16 protein-coding genes are annotated in these 18,560 nt (G+C 69.7%); 6 read left to right on the top strand and 10 right to left on the bottom strand.

The annotated features are described in order from the left end of the window. Entirely contained in the window at window positions 1-927 is a 927-nt protein-coding gene (locus HWX07_RS33115; RefSeq protein WP_006476231.1) for a sugar ABC transporter substrate-binding protein, read from the bottom strand. Between the two features lie 317 nt (window positions 928-1,244). Between HWX07_RS33115 and iolC the strand changes: the two genes are divergently transcribed. From iolC to HWX07_RS33140, 5 genes are all read left to right on the top strand, one after another. Next, the gene (gene iolC / locus HWX07_RS33120; RefSeq protein ID WP_175879185.1) at window positions 1,245-3,200 is read left to right on the top strand and encodes a 5-dehydro-2-deoxygluconokinase; all 1,956 of its coding nucleotides are present in this window, start codon (window positions 1,245-1,247) and stop codon (window positions 3,198-3,200) included. A 46-nt stretch (window positions 3,201-3,246) separates the two neighbouring features. Then, on the top strand, window positions 3,247-5,130 hold the full coding sequence (gene iolD / locus HWX07_RS33125; RefSeq protein WP_175879186.1) for a 3D-(3,5/4)-trihydroxycyclohexane-1,2-dione acylhydrolase (decyclizing): 1,884 nt from the start codon (window positions 3,247-3,249) through the stop codon (window positions 5,128-5,130). A 64-nt stretch (window positions 5,131-5,194) separates the two neighbouring features. Continuing rightward, complete coding sequence (gene iolE, locus HWX07_RS33130) at window positions 5,195-6,124, top strand: myo-inosose-2 dehydratase (RefSeq protein WP_012328343.1); 930 nt, start codon at window positions 5,195-5,197, stop codon at window positions 6,122-6,124. Window positions 6,125-6,180: 56 nt separating this feature from the next. After that, entirely contained in the window at window positions 6,181-6,999 is an 819-nt protein-coding gene (iolB, locus tag HWX07_RS33135) for a 5-deoxy-glucuronate isomerase (protein WP_006476234.1), read from the top strand. Between the two features lie 117 nt (window positions 7,000-7,116). Next, the gene (locus HWX07_RS33140) at window positions 7,117-7,611 is read left to right on the top strand and encodes a heme-degrading domain-containing protein (protein WP_175879187.1); all 495 of its coding nucleotides are present in this window, start codon (window positions 7,117-7,119) and stop codon (window positions 7,609-7,611) included. A gap of 46 nt (window positions 7,612-7,657) precedes the next feature. On the opposite strand, the gene HWX07_RS33145 is transcribed toward HWX07_RS33140, so the two are convergent. The 8 genes from HWX07_RS33145 to HWX07_RS33180 all read right to left on the bottom strand — a co-directional run bounded on the left by HWX07_RS33145 (window position 7,658) and on the right by HWX07_RS33180 (window position 14,722). Beyond that, window positions 7,658-8,404: a glucose 1-dehydrogenase gene (locus HWX07_RS33145; RefSeq protein ID WP_175879188.1), complete on the bottom strand. Its 747-nt coding sequence runs from the start codon at window positions 8,402-8,404 to the stop codon at window positions 7,658-7,660. A gap of 184 nt (window positions 8,405-8,588) precedes the next feature. Next, window positions 8,589-9,293 carry an ABC transporter ATP-binding protein gene (locus HWX07_RS33150; RefSeq protein WP_175879189.1) on the bottom strand — a complete coding sequence of 235 codons (705 nt, stop codon included), beginning with the start codon at window positions 9,291-9,293 and terminating at the stop codon, window positions 8,589-8,591. Continuing rightward, a complete protein-coding gene (locus HWX07_RS33155; protein WP_175879190.1) occupies window positions 9,290-10,042 on the bottom strand; it encodes an ABC transporter ATP-binding protein in 753 nt (250 codons plus the stop codon). Before HWX07_RS33155 ends, HWX07_RS33150 begins: the two co-directional genes overlap by 4 nt. Beyond that, window positions 10,039-11,268, bottom strand: a complete 1,230-nt coding sequence (locus tag HWX07_RS33160; protein ID WP_175879242.1) for a branched-chain amino acid ABC transporter permease — start codon at window positions 11,266-11,268, stop codon at window positions 10,039-10,041. The genes HWX07_RS33155 and HWX07_RS33160 overlap by 4 nt, the downstream gene beginning before the upstream one ends. After that, window positions 11,261-12,196 carry a branched-chain amino acid ABC transporter permease gene (locus tag HWX07_RS33165; RefSeq protein ID WP_175879191.1) on the bottom strand — a complete coding sequence of 312 codons (936 nt, stop codon included), beginning with the start codon at window positions 12,194-12,196 and terminating at the stop codon, window positions 11,261-11,263. Before HWX07_RS33165 ends, HWX07_RS33160 begins: the two co-directional genes overlap by 8 nt. Before the next feature lie 9 nt (window positions 12,197-12,205). Beyond that, a complete protein-coding gene (locus HWX07_RS33170; RefSeq protein ID WP_011545195.1) occupies window positions 12,206-12,643 on the bottom strand; it encodes a thioesterase family protein in 438 nt (145 codons plus the stop codon). Between the two features lie 157 nt (window positions 12,644-12,800). Further along, window positions 12,801-13,337, bottom strand: coding sequence for an NUDIX domain-containing protein (locus HWX07_RS33175; RefSeq protein WP_006476241.1), 537 nt, complete (start codon window positions 13,335-13,337; stop codon window positions 12,801-12,803). A 122-nt stretch (window positions 13,338-13,459) separates the two neighbouring features. Next, window positions 13,460-14,722, bottom strand: coding sequence for a YbfB/YjiJ family MFS transporter (locus HWX07_RS33180; RefSeq protein ID WP_175879192.1), 1,263 nt, complete (start codon window positions 14,720-14,722; stop codon window positions 13,460-13,462). A gap of 123 nt (window positions 14,723-14,845) precedes the next feature. Between HWX07_RS33180 and HWX07_RS33185 the strand changes: the two genes are divergently transcribed. Beyond that, window positions 14,846-15,760, top strand: coding sequence for a LysR family transcriptional regulator (locus HWX07_RS33185; protein WP_012328334.1), 915 nt, complete (start codon window positions 14,846-14,848; stop codon window positions 15,758-15,760). Window positions 15,761-15,907: 147 nt separating this feature from the next. Here the strand turns inward: HWX07_RS33185 and alaS are convergent, their stop codons facing one another. Next, entirely contained in the window at window positions 15,908-18,532 is a 2,625-nt protein-coding gene (gene alaS / locus HWX07_RS33190; protein WP_012328333.1) for an alanine--tRNA ligase, read from the bottom strand. Between the last annotated feature and the right edge of the window lie 28 nt (window positions 18,533-18,560).

An 18,560-nucleotide genomic window follows, 5' to 3' on the forward strand; every position in this document is an offset into this window, starting at 1 on the left:
TCAGTGCTTCGCGTACTGGTTCATGTTCTCCGGCGTCACGAGCTCGAACGGCACGTTCACGTAGCGATCGACCGGCTGCTTCTTCGCGAGCTTGAGCGCCGCGGCCACCGCCTGCGCGCCCTGCCCGGTCGCGTTCTGGTACACCGACACCTTCAGCTCGCCGGCCTTCATCGCGGCGAGCCCGTCCGGCGTCGCGTCGATACCGGCGACGACCATTTTCGGCGTGAGCTTGCGCGCGGCCTTCAGCGCGTTGATCGCGCCGATCGCCATCTCGTCGTTGTTCGACACGATCGCGTCGAACTTCGTCCCGGAGCTCAGCCAGTTCATCGTGATGTCCTGGCCCTGCGTGCGGCTCCACTTGCCTTCGCGCTTGTCGACGATCTTCATGCCCGCGCATTCCTTCGTCGCGATCACGTCCTCGATGTCCTTGGTGCGGGCGCGCGCCGATTCGTTGGACAGCTCGCCCATCAGCACCAGGAGGTCGCCCTTGCCGCCGAGCAGCTTGCACACCTGGCGCGCCTGCAGCGTGCCCGACTGCTTTTCGTCGGAGGCGACGACCGCGACGCCGGCCGGCAACTTGTCGAAATCGACCGGCTTGCGGTTCACGTAGATGAGCGGGATCTTCGCGGCGGTCACCATCTTGGTGATCTTCGGCGTCGCGTCGGTATCGACCGGATTCACGATGATCGCGTCGACCTTCTGCGCGATCATGTTCTGGACCTGGCTCAACTGCTTGCCGACGTCATTGCCGCCGTCCTCGATCTGCACCGTCGCGCCGTCCTTCTTCGCCGAATCGGCGATGCTGTTGCGCAGGATGGTCAGGAACGTGTCGTCGAACGATGCCATCGTCACGCCGATCTTCTCGGCATGCGCGAGCGGCGCAGCCAGGATCGCGGCGGCCGCGACGGCCATCAGCTTGGTCTTCATGATCAATCTGTCTCCTCATCTCCGGGGGGCGGAAGACGGCGCGTTGCGCGCCGCCGGGCCGAGTCCGATCGGGTCCGATCGGGACTGAAGCATCCGGATGAAACTGTAGATCACTTCCTCGAAATTTTGGAAATTTATTTCTACGTGATTTCACCTAGGGAACTGGATTTCCAAAAAGTCTAGACTCCGTTCCGTAGCCCGACTCCGGTGGCAGGCAGCCTCGTGTCGTGCGGCATAGGCCGCGGACAGTCGCCACCGGATCGGCCCCCCTAATCTGCCGGCAGCGCCGAACGCCGGCCGCGAGCGTGACACGTGATATGAGCCTGCTGAACTTTCCGAGTGACCGCCCCATCGATCTCGCCTGCCTCGGCCGCGTGGCCGTGGATCTCTATGCGCAGCAGTACGGCAGCCGCCTCGAGGACGCGCGCAGCTTCCAGATGTATCTCGGCGGCTCGTCGGGCAACGTCGCGTTCGGCGTCGCGCGGCTCGGGCTGAAGACCGCGATGATTTCGCGCGTCGGCGACGAGCAGATGGGCCGCTTCCTGCGCGAGACGCTCGAGCGCGAAGGGTGCGATACGAGCCAGTTGCAGACCGACCGCGAGCGCCTCACCGCGCTGGTGCTGCTCGGGCTGAAGGATCGCGATACGTTCCCGCTGCTGTTCGTGCGCGAGAACTGCGCGGACATGGCCGTGCGCGCCGACGAGATCAGCGAGGACTTCATCGCCGGTTGCCGCGCGCTGGCGATCACCGGCACGCATCTGTCGACGCCGGGCACGCGCGAGGCGTCGCTGACTGCGTTGGCGTATGCGCGCCGCCACGGCGCCGTGCGCATCCTCGACATCGACTACCGGCCGGTGCTGTGGGGGCTGACCGCACACGGCGCCGGCGAAAACCGCTACGTGCCCGACGCACAAGTGACGCGGCAGTTGCAGCAGGTGCTCGGCGAATTCGACTTGCTGGTCGGCACCGAGGAGGAATTCCTGATCGCGGGCGGCGTGCCGCACGACCTGATCGGGTCGTTGCAGGCGGTGCGCGCGATCACGAACGCGACGCTGGTCGTCAAGCGCGGCGCGCTCGGCTGCTGCGTGATCGAAGGCGACATTCCGCCCAGCATCGACGCTGCGCCGACCTTCCTCGGCGAGCGCGTCGAAGTGCTGAACGTGCTCGGCGCGGGCGACGCGTTCCTGTCCGGCCTGCTGTCGGGGCTGCTGCGCGGGCGCGACTGGGCCGAATCGACGCGCATCGCGAACGCGTGCGGTGCGATCGTCGTGTCGCGTCATGCGTGCTCGGCCGCGATGCCGACGCCGGCCGAACTCGCGCACTGGTTCGACGGCAGCCGCAATCCGGCGGTCGATGCCGACCGCACGCTCGCGCACCTGCATCGCGTGACGGTGCCGCGCCGTGAATGGGACGACCTGTGCGTGATGGCGTTCGACCATCGCAGCCAGTTCTATGAATTGGCGGTGCAGGCCGGCGCGGACGAAGCGCGGATCAAGACGCTGAAGCGCCTGCTGGTGCGCGCGGTCGAACAGGTCGAGCGCGATCGCGGCATCGCCGGCCACGTCGGCGTGCTGATCGACGGCGGCGCGTACGGCAGCGATGCGCTCGCGTCGGCCACCGGACGCGGCTGGTGGGTCGGCCGCCCGGTCGAGCTGCCGGGCTCGCGGCCGCTGCGCTTCGACGACACGCGCTCGGTCGGCTCGTCGCTCACGCACTGGCCGACCGAACAGGTCGTGAAGTGCCTGGTTCACTATCACCCCGATGACCCCGTCGACCTGCGCGTCGAGCAGGAGCAGCGCGTGCTGGAACTGTGGGAAGCCACGCGCGCAAGCGGCAACGAGCTGCTGCTGGAAATGATTCCACCGCGCGCGGTCACGCCGGCCGGCACCGAGGACGACGCGGTGCTGCGCACGATCGCGCGCTTCTACAACCTCGGCGTGAAGCCCGAATGGTGGAAGCTCACGCCGCTCACCGCCGACGGCTGGGCGCGGCTCGCCGCGCTGATCGCCGAGCGCGACCCGCACTGCCGCGGCGCGGTGATCCTCGGGCTGAACCAGCCGCTGCAATACCTCGTCGACAGCTTCCGCTCGGCGACCAACCCGATCGTCAAGGGCTTCATGGTCGGGCGCACGCTGTGGGCCGATGCGTCGCTGAACTGGTTCGCGGGCCGGATCGACGATCAGGCGCTGATCGACGAAGTGGCCGGCAACTTCGCGCAACTGGTCGACGCGTGGCTGGGCCGCCGTGCCGCCGCGCGCGCCGCCGCGGCCTGACGCCCGTGTTCGTGACGACCACCCGACTTCTCTCTATCGACCGACGATGACCACCACCGTAAGACTGACCGTCAGCCAGGCGCTCGTGCGCTACCTGGCCGCCCTGCGCGCCGAAGTCGTCCAGCCCGACGGCCGCACCGAGATCCTGCCGTACTGCGGCGGCGTGTTCGCGATCTTCGGCCACGGCAACGTGGCCGGGCTCGGCGAAGCGCTGCACGCGGAGAAGGACCGGCTGCCGACGTTTCGCGCGCACAACGAGCAAGGGATGGCCAATGCGGCCGTCGCGTTCGCGAAAGCGAATTTCCGCCAGCGCATGATGGCCGCGACGTCGAGCATCGGCCCCGGCGCGACCAACATGCTGACTTCCGCCGCGCTCGCGCACGTCGGCCGGCTGCCGCTGCTGCTGCTGCCCGGCGACGTGTTCGTGTCGCGGCTGCCCGACCCCGTGCTGCAGCAGGTCGAGGATTTCGAACAGGGCGACGTCAGCGCGAACGACTGCTTCCGGCCCGTGACGCGCTACTTCGACCGCATCACGTCGCCCGAGCAACTGCTCGTCGCGCTGCCGCGCGCGATCCAGGTGATGACCGATCCCGCGCAATGCGGCCCCGTATGTCTTGCGCTGCCGCAGGACGTGCAGACCTTCGCGTACGACTGGCCCGAGGATTTCTTCGCGCCGCCGGTGATCCGGATGCGCCGGCCGCCGGCCGACGCGCTCGAACTCGCCGATGCGCTCGACGTGCTGAAGGCCGCGAAGAAGCCGCTGATCGTCGCGGGCGGCGGCGTGCTGTACAGCCAGGCATGGGATGCGTTGCGCACGTTCGCCGACGCTCATGGCGTGCCGGTCGCCGAATCGCAGGCCGGCAAGGGCAGCCTCGCGTGGGATCACCCGCTGAACCTCGGCTCGATCGGCGTGACGGGCTCGCCCGCCGCGAACCGCGCGGCCGCGCAGGCCGACGTCGTGTTCGCGGTCGGCACGCGGCTGCAGGATTTCACGACCGGCTCGCACGCACTCTACGGCGACGCGACGCTGCTGAGCCTGAACGTGCAGCCGTTCGACGCGGGCAAGAAGCGCGGCCGGCAACTGGTGGCCGATGCGCGCACCGGCCTCGGGCAACTGTCGGCCGCGCTGGCCGGCTGGCGCGCCGATCCGGCGTGGACCGCCGCGAACCGCGACCAGGCCGCCGCGTGGAACGCGCGCGTGACGGAGCTGACCACCCGGATTCCGAAGGACACGCTGCCGTACGACGCGGAAGTGATCGGCGCGGTGCGCGACTCCGCGGCCGACGCGGGGCGCGACAGCGCGCGCGACGATCTCGTCGTGTGCGCGGCCGGCACGCTGCCGGCCGAACTGCACAAACTGTGGCGCAGCGGCGTACCGGGCAACTACCACATGGACTATGCGTATTCGTGCATGGGCTACGAAGTCGCGGGCGGCCTCGGCGCGAAGCTCGCGCGGCCCGAGCGCGAAGTGATCGTGATCGTCGGCGACGGCTCGTACATGATGCTCAACGCCGAACTCGCGACCTCCGTGATGCTTGGCCGCAAGATCATCGTCGTGATCCTCGACAACCGCGGCTACGGCTGCATCGAGCGGCTGCAACTCAATTGCGGCGGCGCGAGCTTCAACAACATGCTCGACGACTGCGTGCCCGAAGGCGGCGAACGCTCGACGATCGACTTCGCGATGCATGCACGCTCGATGGGCGCCGAAGCCGTGCACGTGCGCGACGTCGGCGAATTGCGCCACGAAATGAAGCGCGCACGGGCGGCGACGACCAGCCAGGTGCTCGTGATCGACACTACGCACCAGCGCACGACCGACGACGGCGGCGCGTGGTGGGAAGTCGCGGTGCCGCAGGTGTCCGAACGCGCCGGCGTCGAAGCCGCGCACCGCGCGTATCTCGATGCGAAGACGCGCCAGCGGCGCTGATCCGCGCACGCTGCTCCACGAACACGCTTCGCATCCCACATCATCCGAACCAAGGAAGCACCCCATGAGCTGGAACGTCCGCATCGGTATCAATCCCCTGTCGTGGATGAACGACGACCTGCCGTCGCTCGGCGGCGAGACGCCGCTGGAAACGGCGCTCAAGGAAGGCGCCGAAATCGGCTATGCGGGCTTCGAGCTCGGCAACAAGTTCCCGAAGACGGGTCCCGAACTGAAGGCGAAGCTCGCCGAATTCGGGCTCGTGTGCGTGTCGGGCTGGTATTCGGGCTTCCTCGCCGAAGTCGCGCCGGGCATGACCGACGCCGATGCGGTCGCGGCGGAAATCGAGCGCTGCCGCGCGCACATGACGAAACTGCAGTACAACGACGTGAAAGTCGTCGTGTACGGCGAATGCGCGGGCACGATCCAGGGCAACATCGACACGCCGGTCGCGAAGCGGCCGCGTTTCGTCGACGACGCAGCGTGGCGGCGCTATGCGGCGCGCCTCGACGCGTTCGGCGCGCACCTGCTCGACACGTACGGCATCAAGCTTGCCTACCATCACCACATGGGCGCGTACGTCGAATCGCCGGACGACGTCGACCGGCTGATGGCGCTGACCGATCCGGCAAAGGTGTTCCTGCTGTTCGACACCGGCCATGCTTATTTCGGCGGCGCGGCCGACCCGGTGACGCTGCTGAAGAAGCACGTGTCGCGCGTGGCACACGTGCATTGCAAGGACGTGCGGCCGCAGGTCGTCAACCAGGCGCGCAACGACGGCTGGAGCTTCCTGAACGGCGTGATCAACGGCACCTTCACGGTGCCGGGCGACGGCGCGCTCGACTACGACGCGACGCTGCGCACGCTGAAGGACGCCGGCTACGAAGGCTGGCTCGTCGTCGAGGCCGAGCAGGACCCGGCCGTCGCGCCGAGCTATCAATATGCGAAGAAGGGCTACGAGTCGCTGCGCGCGATCGTCGACCGGTTGAGCGCGTAAGCCGGCACGCAGGCGCGTGAGCGCTCGAGTCCTACCCTATTGCGGAGACCCATTTCATGACGATTTCTCCCCTGCTGGTCAAGGCATCCGCCGACCGCGAGATCTGCAACGTCACGCCTGAATCGGCCGGCTGGAAGCACGTCGGCTTTCGCGCGCTGCGCCTGAAGGCCGGCGACACCGAGACGCTCGACACCGGCACGCGCGAACTGTGCGTGGTCGTGCTGACGGGTACGGTGCGTGCGGACGTCGACGGTGAAACCTACGATGCCCTCGGCAAGCGCGACAGCGTATTCGAGGACGTGTCGCCGGACGCGCTGTACGTGCCGGGCGGCAAGACCGTCACGCTGGTCGCGACGCGCGATGCGGAAGTCGCGCTCTGCACCGCGCCGTACGCGAGCGGCGACAAGCGCGTGCTGCGCCTCGACGGCGAGCGGATGCGCCGCTCGGTGCGCGGGCAAGGCACCAACACGCGCTACGTGTGCGACATCCTGATGGGCGACAACCCGGCCGCCGACCGGCTGCTCGTCGTCGAAGTCGTCACGCCGGCCAGCCATTCGAGCAGCTATCCGCCGCACAAGCACGACCGCGACGCGGCGCCCGACGAGACGTCGCTCGAGGAAACCTATTACCACCGGATCGATCCGCCGCAGGGTTTCGCGTTCCAGCGCGTGTACACCGACGACCGCAGCCTCGACGAAGCATGCGCGGTCGAGAACCATGACGTCGTGATGGTGCCGCGCGGCTATCACCCGGTGGTCGCGCCTCACGGCTACAACCTGTACTACCTGAACGTGATGGCGGGCCCGAGCCGCGCGTGGGCGTTCAAGAACGATCCCGCGCACGAGTGGATGCTCGATGCGGCGCCCAAACGTTGAAGTGCTGAAGAAGTGCTGAAACGCCGAAGCACTGAATGGAACACGGGCCCGCGCGCGGCCCGTGACGATGCGACGCCCGGCATGCGCGTACCGCGCCGGCAACGCTACGGAGCCGCCATGGTGACGCCCCCCTTTCGCCCCGAACCCCACGCCTTCGACGACGATGCGTCGAACCCGGCGCTGCCGCACTTCAATGCGGCCGTCGCGCGCCGCATGGGAGAAATCGCGGTCAACCTCGCGTCGCGACGCGGGCTGCCGATCGCGGTCGGCATCGTCGGCGGGCATGCACCGCTGTTCTACTGCGCGCTCGACGGCAGCGGCGCGCACGATGGCGATGCGATCCGCCGCCGGCAGAACACGGTGCTGCGGTTCGGCCAGAGTTCGCTCGCGGTCGGCGCATGCTTTCGGCGTGCCGGCTGGTCGCTGCGCTCGCAGGGCCTGTCGGACGACGACTACGCACTCGACGGCGGCGGCGTGCCGTTGCGGATCGCCGGCGCCGGCATCGTCGGCGCGATGACGATCGCGGGGCTCGGCTCCGAAGCCAATCACGCGCTCGTCGTCGAATGCCTGCGATGGCACGTCGGCGCGAATGCGCTCGCAATGAGCGCGTAACGGCGCGAACGGCGCCCACGCACCGTTCGCGCGGCACCGCGGACGATCAGTTCAACCCGCCGCTCACGACGAGGTGCTCGCCGGTCATCCAGCGCGCATCGTCCGACGCGAGGAACACGGCGACCGACGCGATGTCGTTCGGCTCGCCGAGCCGGCCGAGCGGCGTCTGGCTACGCACCTGTGCGTCCATATCGGAACCGATGATGCCCGCGCTGTGCGTGCCTTCGGTCACGACCATTCCCGGATTGATCGCGTTCACGCGGATCTTGCGCGGGCCGAGTTCGAGCGCGAGCACGCCGGTGATCGCGTCGACCGCACCCTTCGTGCCGCTGTACACGGCGCTGGCCGGCGGCGTGATGCTGGTCACCACCGAGCTGATGTTGATGATGCTCGCGCCTTCGCCGAGATACTTGACGGCCGCCTGCGTGGTCAGCAGCACGCCGAACACGTTCGTGTCGAACTGCCGGCGGTAGTGTTCCTCGGTGATCGCTTCGATCGGTGCGAATTCGTACACGCCGGAGTTGTTGACGAGCACGTCGAGACGGCCGTACGTTTCGACCGCGGTATCGACGATGCGCTGCGCATCGGCGGCCTTCGACACGTCGCCGCCGACCGCGACCGCGCGGCCGCCCGCTTCGGTGATCGCGCTCACGACCGCATCCGCGCCCGCCTTGCTGCTCGCGTAGTTGACGACGACCGCCGCGCCTTCGTCGGCCAGTGCCTTCGCGATTGCCGCGCCGATGCCCTTGGATGCGCCCGTGACGATCGCGACCTTGCCTGTCAGCTTGCTCATGATTTCATTCCTCAGTCCGAAGACGTTCGATGGATGGTGCCGGTTGCCGCGACGATGCGTTGACGCGTCGACGCGTTGTGAGGGCGACCGGCCTGACTGGCAATGTACGTTGCGGCACCGCGGCGATAAAGCGGCTCGACGCGAATTGACTGGCGGAGTTTGCCGAACAATCGACCGGGCGCGGTCAGCCGGCGCTCAGCCACGCTTGGGCGACCTCGCCGCCCAGGCCGTCGAGCGCGCCGTCGTAGACGATCCGTCCGCGCCCCATCACCGCGACGCGCCGCGCGAGCCGCGGTGCGAGCTGCAGCCGCTGCTCGATCAGCATGATCGCGACGCCGTCGGCCTGCAGCGCGGCGAGGCACGCGCCGACTTCGTCGACCGCGAGCGGCGCGAGCCCCTCGGCCGGCTCGTCGACGATCAGCACGCGCGGGCGGCCGGCGAGTGCGCGCACCAGCGCAAGCACCTGCTGCTCGCCGCCCGACAGCCGCCCGGCTTTCACGTCCGCGCGCGCGGCCAGCAGCGGAAAACGCTCGAACAGACGATCGAGCGCCGTGCGTTCGGCGGCGCCGCTCGCGCCGCGCAAACCGAGCCGCAGGTTGTCGCGCACGCTCAGCAGCGGAAACACGTCGCGGCTTTCGGCCACGTAAGCGACGCCGCGCCGCGCGATCTCGAACGTGCGCGCCCCCGCGCATTCGGCGCCGGCGATACGCACCGAGCCGGCCGTACGTACGAGCCCCATCACGGCCTTCGCGAGCGTCGAGCGCCCCGAGCCGTTGCGGCCGAGCAGTGCGAGCGTCTCGCCCGGCGCGAACGCGAGATCGACGCCGTCGAGCACGGGCTGCCTTCCGTACCACGCGCGCAGCCCGCCAATGTCGAGCACGGCGTTCATGCCGCGCCCTCGCCCAGGTACGCGGCACGCACGCGCGGATCGGCACGGATCGCATCGGGCGCGCCGGTCGCGACCACCGCGCCGCGCACGAGCACCGTGATGCGTTCGGCGAAACCGAACACCGCGTCCATGTCGTGCTCGATCATCAGCACCGTGCGGCCCTGCGTCGTCGCGCGGATCAGCGCGATCATCCGCGCCGCCTGCGCGCGGCTCATGCCGGCCGTCGGCTCGTCGAGCAGCAGCGTACGTGCACCGCTCGCCAGCGCGATCCCGAGATCGAGCGCGCGTTGCTCCGCGTAGCTCAATTCACCGGCCGGCGTATCGCGCCGTGCGTCGAGGCCGATGTCGTGCAGCACGCGCGCGGCCGCGAGATCGACCGACGCCGATTCGCGCAGCCGGTTCCACCAGCGCCGCCGTTCGGCCAGCGCATGCAGCGCCGCGCAACGCAGGTTGTCGAATACGCTCAGGCGCGCGAACGCGCTCGTCTGCTGGAAACTGCGGCCGATACCGAGGCGGCTCGCGACGACCGGCCCGCGCCCGCGCAGCTCGACGCCGTGCAGCATGACGCGCCCGCGCGTCGGGCGCGTCGCCCCGGCGATCACGCCGAACAGCGTCGACTTGCCCGCGCCGTTCGGCCCGATCAGCGCATGGCGCTCGCCGGCCGCGATGCTCAGATCGACGCCGTCGAGCACGGTCTGCGCGCCGAAGCGCTGCACCACGCCGTGAAGCGCGATCGCGTTGCCGTTCATCGTGCGTCCTCCTGCGTGGCGACCGCCGCGCCGTGCCCGAGCCGCGCGCGCCAGCCCCACAGCAGCGTGCCGATGCCGGCCGCCGAAGCCGCCACGGCCCAACCGACCGGCGTATCGGCGTCGATGCCCCATGCGCCGAACGCGAGGCCCGTGCCGTCGTCCTGCGCGAAGCGCCACGCATAGCCGAGCTCGGCCGCGCAGACGATCGCGACGCCCCAGAACACGCACGCACCGCTGGCGCACAGCAACCGCCAGCGCTCGGTCGCCGGCACATCGCGCCGCAATGCATGCGCGAGCGCCCGCGCGATGCCGGCGATCCCGCCCGGCGCGGCCACGACGATCGCGACGAACAATACGCCCAGATACAGCGCCCACGCACGCGACACGCCCGCGACGCCGATACTCAGCGCGGTCAGCACGGCCGCGCCGGCCGCCGGCCCGAAGAACGCACCGGTGCCGCCGATCACCGCGGCGATCAGCACGGTCGCCGAGCGCGCCATCGACACGCTGTCGGGCGTCGCGAGTTCGACGTCGATCAGCGTCAGCGTGCCGGCGACGCCGGCGAAGAACGATGCGCAGGTGACCATCGCGAGCCGCACGCGGCGCGGATCGGTGCCGAGCGCCGCGACGCGCGCCGGGTTATCGCGCACCGCGTTCGCGAGCCGCGCGAGCGGCGTGCGCGTCAGCACATGCATGGCCGCCGCCGACACGACGCACCACGCGGCGATCACCGCATACGCGTGGGCCGGCGCGCCGAAATACCCGTTGCCCCACGGCCCGCCGCTCGCCCGGTCGATCGGCACGCCGCCGATCCCGCCGAACCACGCGGGCACGCTCCACGCGGCGGCCGCGACGCATTCGCCGAGCCCGAGCGTGATCATCGCGAACGCGGTGCCCGAGCGGCGTGTCGCCAGCAGCCCGGCGACGAACCCGAAGCCCGCGCCGGCCATGCCGCCGACGAGCGGCAACAGCGGCAGCGGGCCGCCGACGTGATTGAACCAGTGCGCGGCCGCGAATGCGCCGAGGCCCGCGAACGCCGCATGCCCGAACGACAGCAGCCCGGTCGTGCCGAGTTGAAGGTTGTACGACAGCGCGAGCACGACGAGCGCGGCCGTCTGCGCGAGATAGCCGAGCACCGCACCATGCGGCCACAGCCACGCGGGCAGCGCGACGCACGCGGCGAACAGCGCCCAGCGCATGCATCCGGCCAATGCGCGGCTATGCATCGACACGCTCACCGAACAATCCGCGCGGCCGTGCGACCAGCACCACGACGAGCAGCAGGTACGGCACCAGCGGCGCCAGTTGCGCGATCGATACCACAGCCACGCTGTCGGGCAGCGCGATCCCCGTCCATTGCGCGAGATCGCGCAGCGACGTGTCGCTCGCGGCCGCGAAAGTCTGCGCGAAGCCGACCGCGAGCGACGCGACGAACGCACCACCGAGCGAGCCGAGCCCGCCGATCACGACCACCGCGAACACGACCGACCCGACCGTCTCGGCGAGCGCCGGCTCGATCACCGCGAGCGGCGCGCCGATCACGCCGGCCAGCGCCGCGAGCGCGGTGCCCGCGCCGAACAGCGCGGTCATCACGCGCGGCACGTCGTAGCCGAGCGCCTCGACCGCCGCGCGATGCGTGAGCGCCGCGCGCACGACGAGCCCGATACGCGACGCCCGCAGCAGCACGCCGAGCGCGACCAGCATCGTCGTGGACATCGCCATCATGAACAGCCGGTAGCGCGGCAAAGCGAGACCGAACACGGTCACGGGCGCGCCGTCGAACAGCGGCGGCACCGGCGCCGGCAGCGGCGCGAGGCCCCATGCGAGTTTCGCGCCCTCGCCGATCAGGTACGCAAGACCGAAGGTCAGCAGCAGTTCGCTCGTATGGCCGCGCGCCTGCACACGGCGCAGCAGCGCGCGTTCGCAGCCGGCGCCGAGCAGCCCGACCGCGAGCGGCGCGAGCACGAGCGCGGGCCAGAAGCCGGCCCAGGCCGCGATGCTGTAGCCCACGTACGCACCGAGCATGTAGAAGCTCGCATGCGCGAAGTTGAGCACGCCCTGCACGCTGAAGATCAGCGTGAGGCCGGCCGACAGCATGAACAGCAGCAAGCCGTAGCTGAGGCCGTTGAAGGCCTGGAGCGCGAACGCGTGCACCGCGCAGCGTCAGGCGGCGAGCGGTTCGAGCGCGGCGCGCAGCGCGTCGGGCAGCGGCACCGGGCGGCGCGTGCCGCGATCGACATACACGTGCACGAAATGCCCCTGCGCGGCGGGCGACGCCTCGCCTTGCGCGAACAGCCCGACTTCGTAGCGCACGCTCGACGTGCCGAGCTTCACGACGCGCAGCCCCGCGTCGACCGATTGCGGGAACACGAGCGGCGCGAAATAGTTGCACTGCGTCTCGACGACCAGCCCGATCGTCTGCCCGTGCTCGACGTCGAGCACACCCGCGCGGATCAGGTACTCGTTCACGACGGTGTCGAAGTAGCTGTAGTAGACGACGTTGTTCACGTGCCCGTAGACGTCGTTGTCCATCCAGCGGGTCGTGATCGGCAGGAAGTGGCGATAGGCGTCGCGCGGACGCGGCTGCGGCTTGTCGGACATGGCGATGGCGCTCAGGACGATGGAAGCGAAGGGAACGATGGGAACGGTTGGGACGACGCGCGGCGCCGGAGGCACGCGGCGCGCCGGAGGGCAACGCGGCGCCGCGTCGCGATCGCGCGCGGCACGGCGGACGACACGCCGCGGGCAGGCAGGCTCGTCACTGCCCCGGCCGGTCGACGAATTCGAAATCGAGGCCGCGCGCGCGCATCCAGTCGGCGAGCGCGACACCCGTGCCGGCGCGCCACGGGCGCAGCAGCGGCGGATCGACGAGCTTGTATTCGAGCAGTTCCGGCGACAGCGACACCGTGCCCGACGCCCGCACGTGGTACGCGATGATCAGTTCGTTCTTGCGCATGAATTCGTACACGCCGACGAGCGACACCTGCTCGGCCTTCAGCGCGGTTTCCTCGAACACCTCGCGGGCGATGCCGTCCTCGGGCGTCTCGCCGTTTTCGAGGAAGCCGGTGATCAGCGCGAACATCCCTTCGGGCCACGCGGCGTTGCGCGCGAGCAGGATCTTGCCGTCGAGTTCGACGATCGCGGCGACGACGGGCAGCGGGTTGTTCCAGTGCACGTAGCCGCAGGACGCGTCGGGGCAGGCCTGGCGGACGCGGCCGCCTTCATGGTCGGGATCGGCGCGCTCGGTCAGCGGGCTCGCGCAGCGCGGGCAAAAGCGATAGTCGGCGGTGGTCATCGATGGGGATCTGGCGAGCGCCGGGCATCGGCCTGCAGGCCGCGTCGGACACCCGCTCGGCGCGGGAAAGGCTTCATTCTAGCGAGTTTGCCCGCGCCCGAGACGATCCGGCCCCACCGGCGTCAGGGCAACCTGCGCCCGCGTGCGGCGGTCGCCGCGAAGCCCGCGGCGCCGATCAGCAGCGCGGCCACCGCGACCCACAGCGCGGGCGTAAACGACCCGAAGCGCGCGGCCAGCGGCGCCGCGACGAGCGGCCCGAGGATCTGCCCGACGCCGTACGACGCGGTCGCATAGCCCATCAGCCCGGCCGCGCGCTCGCCGTGCAGACGCCTTGCCTCGCGCATCGCGAACAGCGTGATCGCGGTGAACGGCAGCCCGAGCAGCGCGCTGCCGACCGAAAAGCCGGCCGCGTTCGGCCACACGATCCCTGCTGCGATACCGAGCGCCTGCGTCGCGCAGCCGGCCGCCAGCAGCAGCCGGTTGTCCCAGTGCCCGGGCAGCCGCGCGGCGGTGATCGCGCCGACGATCAGCGCCGCGCCGAACATCGGCCAGAACAGGTCGGGCCAAGGAGAGGCGGCCGGCAGCGCGGCGCGCGCGATCACCGGCAGGAACGTCGCGGTGATGATGTAGCCGAAGCCGGGGGCGCCGTAGAGCACGACGAGCCACGCGGCGTCCGCGCGAGGGCTTCGCGTATCGGCCCGCGCCGCCACGGAGGCCGGTGCTGCAGTAGCCGCATGCGGCGCGGCGGCCGGCGGCATTGCCTGCGCATGCGCCGAGGCCGGCGCCACACCGAACGTGCGCCAGATCCCGATCGACAGGACAGCCGACAACGCCGCGAAACCCAGCCAGCCCACCAACGCACGCTGCCCGGCCAGCGCACTGCCGAGCAGCCCCGTCACCACGATGCCGACGCCCGGCCCCGCGTAGATCACCCCGCTCCATTCGGGCGCAGCCAGCTCGGCCAGACGCCGCAACCCCCATTGCGACACGAACACGAACGTCCATGCACTGACGACGCCCGCGACGAAACGCACGACGAGCCACACCGGCAGCAGGTGGCCAACGCCCATCGCGGCGGTCAGCAGCACGGTCGCGACGAGCCCGAAGCGCACCATCCGCGCCGGCGCGACGCGCAGCGCCGCGCAACTGACCGCGCCGGCGAAGTAGCCCGCATAATTCGCCGACGCGAGCCAGCTGCCGCCTTTCAGCCCGATCGAGCCGTCCGCGAGCATCAGCGGCAACAGCGGCGTGAACGCGAAACGGCCGACGCCGAGCACGACAGCCAGACCGACCATGCAGGCGAGCGCGGCCGCGCGGGCACGGCGGTCGGCCTGGTCGGACGAAAGCACGCGGGCGGCGGCGGTCAGGGCATCGAAGCGGGACATGGCGGCATGGACCGGCGCGTCGCGCACCGGCCGGGTCGGAAATCGGAATGGGTCCATCCTAACTTGACCAACCATTCTCGAAAAATGAATAATTAAGAATCAACCCATCCCTCGGAGAGAATCATGGACCTGGCGGCGCTGGCGATTTTCCGGGCGGTCGTGCGCGAAAACGGCGTGACGCGCGCGGCGGCCAAGCTCAATCGCGTGCAGTCGAACGTCACGACGCGCATCAAGCAGCTGGAGGAGGAACTCGGCGCGGCGCTGTTCGTGCGCGACGGCCGCCGGCTCGTGCTGACGCCGGCCGGGCACACGCTGCTGCCGTATGCAGAGCGCCTGCTCGCGCTCGCCGACGAGGCGCGCGACGCGGTGCGCGAGGATACGCCGCGCGGCCGGCTGCGGCTCGGCACGATGGAAAGCACGGCCGCGAGCCGGCTGCCGACCCTCCTCGCGCGCTACCACCATGCGTGGCCGGACGTGTCGCTCGAGCTGCTGACGGGCACGACGGGCTGCCTGATCGACCGCGTGCGCGACTTCGAGATCGACGCCGCGCTGTTCGCGCGGCCGCCCGAGCCGGACACGCTGCCCGACACGTTCGAGACGGTGCCGATCTTCCGCGAGGATCTCGTGCTGCTCACGCCGCGCGGCCACCCGCCGGTGCGCACGCCGCGCGACGTGATCCTGCCGACGCTGATCGCGTTCGAGCGCGGCTGCGCGTATCGCAAGTACGTCGAACGGTGGTACGCGGCGCACGGCGTGAAGCCGGCCCGTGTGCTCGAACTCGGCTCGTATCACGCGATCGTCGCGTGCGTCGCGGCCGGCGCGGGCGTCGCGGTCGCGCCACGTTCGGTGCTCGATCTGCAGCCGGAGACCGGCAACATCGCCGCGCACACGATTCCCGAACTCGAAGGCATCGACACGCTGCTCGGGTGGCGGCGCGGTTATGCGTCGGCGGCGCTCGCCGCGCTGCGCGATGCGCTCACCGACGTCGCTCGGCAGCCTGGGGACATGACGAAGCCAACGGTCACCGTGCCGGCCTGACCCGTATTCGCGCGCCACCGCGTCGATCGACGCGCATGGACTGCGCAAACGAAACGACCCGACCGGCCCCTGCCGATCGGGTCGTTCGTCGATTCACGCGATGCCGTCAGTGCGACGGCATCGCATCGGTCGTGCAACGCTCAGAGATCAGAGCCGTTCTTCGACCCAGCCCTTCACGCCGGCCAGCGCGCCCGGCAGGTTCGCCGGCTCGGTGCCGCCTGCCTGCGCCATGTCCGGACGGCCGCCACCCTTGCCGCCGACCTGCTGTGCGACGAAGTTCACGAGCTCGCCGGCCTTGACCTTCTTGCTCGCGTCCGGCGTGACGCCCGCGATCAGGCTGACCTTGCCGCCTTCGACGGCCGCCAGCACGATCGCCGCGCTCTTCAGCTTGTCCTTCAGCTTGTCGACCGTTTCGCGCAGCGTCTTCGCATCGGCGCCGTCGAGCGTCGCGGCCAGCACGTACACGCCGCCGATTTCGACCGCCTGCTGCGCGAGCTCGTCGCCCTGGCTCGATGCGAGCTTCGACTTCAGCGCGCCCAGTTCCTTCTCGAGCGACTTCACCTGCTCCTGCACCTGCGCGATGCGCTGCGTGAGTTCCGACGGCTGCGCCTTCAGCGCCGCTGCCGCTTCGTTCACGCGTGCGTCGAGTTCCTGCACGTAGCGCACCGCGTTGTCGCCGGTGATCGCCTCGACGCGGCGGATGCCGGCCGCGACGCCGCCTTCGACGACGATCTTGAACAGGCCGATGTCGCCGGTGCGGTGCACGTGCGTGCCGCCGCACAGTTCGCGCGAGAAGCCGAGATCGAGCACGCGCACTTCATCGCCGTACTTCTCGCCGAACAGCGCCATCGCGCCGCCCTTCACCGCTTCGTCGTACGGCATCACGCGCACGATGCCCGGCGCGTTGGCGAGGATTTCGTCGTTGACGATCTGCTCGACGCGACGGATTTCGTCGTCGGTCATCGGTGCGTTGTGCGCGAAGTCGAAACGGGTCTTGTCCGCGTCGACGAGCGAACCCTTCTGCTGCACGTGCGCGCCGAGCACTTCGCGCAGCGCCTTGTGCATCAGGTGGGTGGCCGAGTGGTTGCGCTGCGTGCGGGCGCGGCGCTGCGCGTCGATTTCCGCGCGCAGCACGTCGCCGACCTTCAGCGTGCCCTGCTCCAGCGTGCCGTGATGGCCGATCACGTCGGCCTGCACCTTCAGCGTGTCGGCCACCGCGAAGCGCGTCGCGGCGTTCGCGAGCACGCCCTGGTCGCCGACCTGGCCGCCCGATTCCGCGTAGAACGGCGTGTGGTCGAGCACGACGACCGCGTCCTGGCCGGCCTTCACCTCGTTGACGGCCGAGCCGTCGACGTACAGCGCGACGACCTTCGCGTCGTCGAACGCGATTTCCTCGTAACCGTGGAAGGTGGTTTTCGCGCCCGAGTATTCGAGGCCCTGCGTCGCCTTGAACTTGCCGGCCGCGCGCGCCTGCTCGCGCTGGCGCGCCATCGCGTCGTCGAATGCCGGCTCGTCGACCGTCATCCCGCGCTCGCGGCACACGTCGGCCGTCAGGTCCAGCGGGAAGCCGTACGTGTCGTGCAGCTTGAACGCGAGTTCGCCGTCGAGCACCTTGCCGCCCTTCGCTTCGACATCCGCCAGCGCGGCTTCGAGGATCGACATGCCGTGCTCGATCGTCTCGAAGAAGCGCTCTTCTTCCTGGCGCAGCACGTCGGTCACGCGCTGCTCGGCTTCCTTCAGCTCCGGATAGGCGGTGCCCATCTCGGCGACGAGGTCGGCCACCAGCTTGTGGAAGAACGCGCCCTTGCGGCCGAGCTTGTAGCCGTGGCGGATCGCGCGGCGCACGATCCGGCGCAGCACGTAGCCGCGGCCTTCGTTGCCCGGGATCACGCCGTCGACGATCAGGAACGAGCACGCGCGGATGTGATCGGCGATCACCTTCAGCGAGTTGTTCGTGAGGTCGCTGATCTCGGTCACGCGCGCGGCGGCCTTGATCAGGTTCTGGAACAGGTCGATCTCGTAGTTGCTGTGCACGTGCTGCAGCACCGCGGCGAGACGCTCGAGGCCCATGCCGGTGTCGACCGACTGCTTCGGCAGGCGCGTCATGTTGCCCTGCGCGTCGCGGTTGAACTGCATGAACACGAGGTTCCAGATCTCGATGTAGCGGTCGCCGTCTTCTTCAGGCGACCCCGGCGGGCCGCCCCACACGTCCGGGCCGTGGTCGTAGAAGATTTCGGTACACGGGCCGCACGGGCCGGTGTCGCCCATCGTCCAGAAGTTGTCCGACGCGTAGCGCGCGCCCTTGTTGTCGCCGATCCGGATGATCCGCTCGGTCGGCACGCCGACTTCCTTCGCCCAGATGTCGTAGGCTTCGTCGTCTTCCTGGTAGACGGTCACCCACAGCTTGTCCTTCGGCAGCTGGTAGACCGTGGTCAGCAGCTCCCACGCGAACTTGATCGCGTCGTGCTTGAAGTAGTCGCCGAACGAGAAGTTGCCGAGCATCTCGAAGAACGTGTGGTGGCGCGCCGTGTAGCCGACGTTCTCGAGGTCGTTGTGCTTGCCGCCCGCGCGCACGCTGCGCTGCGCCGTCGTGGCGCGCGAGTACGGGCGCGGATCCGTGCCGAGGAAGACGTCCTTGAACTGGACCATGCCCGAGTTCGTGAACATCAGCGTGGGGTCGTTACCGGGCACGAGGCTCGACGAGCGGACGATCGTGTGGCCCTTCGATTCGAAGAATTTGAGGAATTTCTCGCGGATTTCGGCAGCTTTCATGGCGTGCGGGGACAGTCTGGCAAAGACG

The organism is Burkholderia sp. BCC0097 (assembly GCF_902832985.1).
In the GTDB taxonomy this organism is placed as follows: domain Bacteria; phylum Pseudomonadota; class Gammaproteobacteria; order Burkholderiales; family Burkholderiaceae; genus Burkholderia; species Burkholderia orbicola.

Bases quoted from the DNA above. Each gene is read 5' to 3' on its own strand.
- iolC (WP_175879185.1), top strand. From the start codon at position 1,245: ATGAGCCTGCTGAACTTTCCGAGTGACCGCCCCATCGATCTCGCCTGC.
- HWX07_RS33180 (WP_175879192.1), bottom strand. From the start codon at position 14,722: ATGTCCCGCTTCGATGCCCTGACCGCCGCCGCCCGCGTGCTTTCGTCC.
- HWX07_RS33170 (WP_011545195.1), bottom strand. From the start codon at position 12,643: ATGTCCGACAAGCCGCAGCCGCGTCCGCGCGACGCCTATCGCCACTTC.
- iolE (WP_012328343.1), top strand. From the start codon at position 5,195: ATGAGCTGGAACGTCCGCATCGGTATCAATCCCCTGTCGTGGATGAAC.
- HWX07_RS33150 (WP_175879189.1), bottom strand. From the start codon at position 9,293: ATGAACGCCGTGCTCGACATTGGCGGGCTGCGCGCGTGGTACGGAAGG.
- HWX07_RS33185 (WP_012328334.1), top strand. From the start codon at position 14,846: ATGGACCTGGCGGCGCTGGCGATTTTCCGGGCGGTCGTGCGCGAAAAC.
- alaS (WP_012328333.1), bottom strand. From the start codon at position 18,532: ATGAAAGCTGCCGAAATCCGCGAGAAATTCCTCAAATTCTTCGAATCG.
- HWX07_RS33155 (WP_175879190.1), bottom strand. From the start codon at position 10,042: ATGAACGGCAACGCGATCGCGCTTCACGGCGTGGTGCAGCGCTTCGGC.
- HWX07_RS33160 (WP_175879242.1), bottom strand. From the start codon at position 11,268: ATGCATAGCCGCGCATTGGCCGGATGCATGCGCTGGGCGCTGTTCGCC.
- HWX07_RS33145 (WP_175879188.1), bottom strand. From the start codon at position 8,404: ATGAGCAAGCTGACAGGCAAGGTCGCGATCGTCACGGGCGCATCCAAG.
- HWX07_RS33140 (WP_175879187.1), top strand. From the start codon at position 7,117: ATGGTGACGCCCCCCTTTCGCCCCGAACCCCACGCCTTCGACGACGAT.
- HWX07_RS33115 (WP_006476231.1), bottom strand. From the start codon at position 927: ATGAAGACCAAGCTGATGGCCGTCGCGGCCGCCGCGATCCTGGCTGCG.
- HWX07_RS33175 (WP_006476241.1), bottom strand. From the start codon at position 13,337: ATGACCACCGCCGACTATCGCTTTTGCCCGCGCTGCGCGAGCCCGCTG.
- iolD (WP_175879186.1), top strand. From the start codon at position 3,247: ATGACCACCACCGTAAGACTGACCGTCAGCCAGGCGCTCGTGCGCTAC.
- iolB (WP_006476234.1), top strand. From the start codon at position 6,181: ATGACGATTTCTCCCCTGCTGGTCAAGGCATCCGCCGACCGCGAGATC.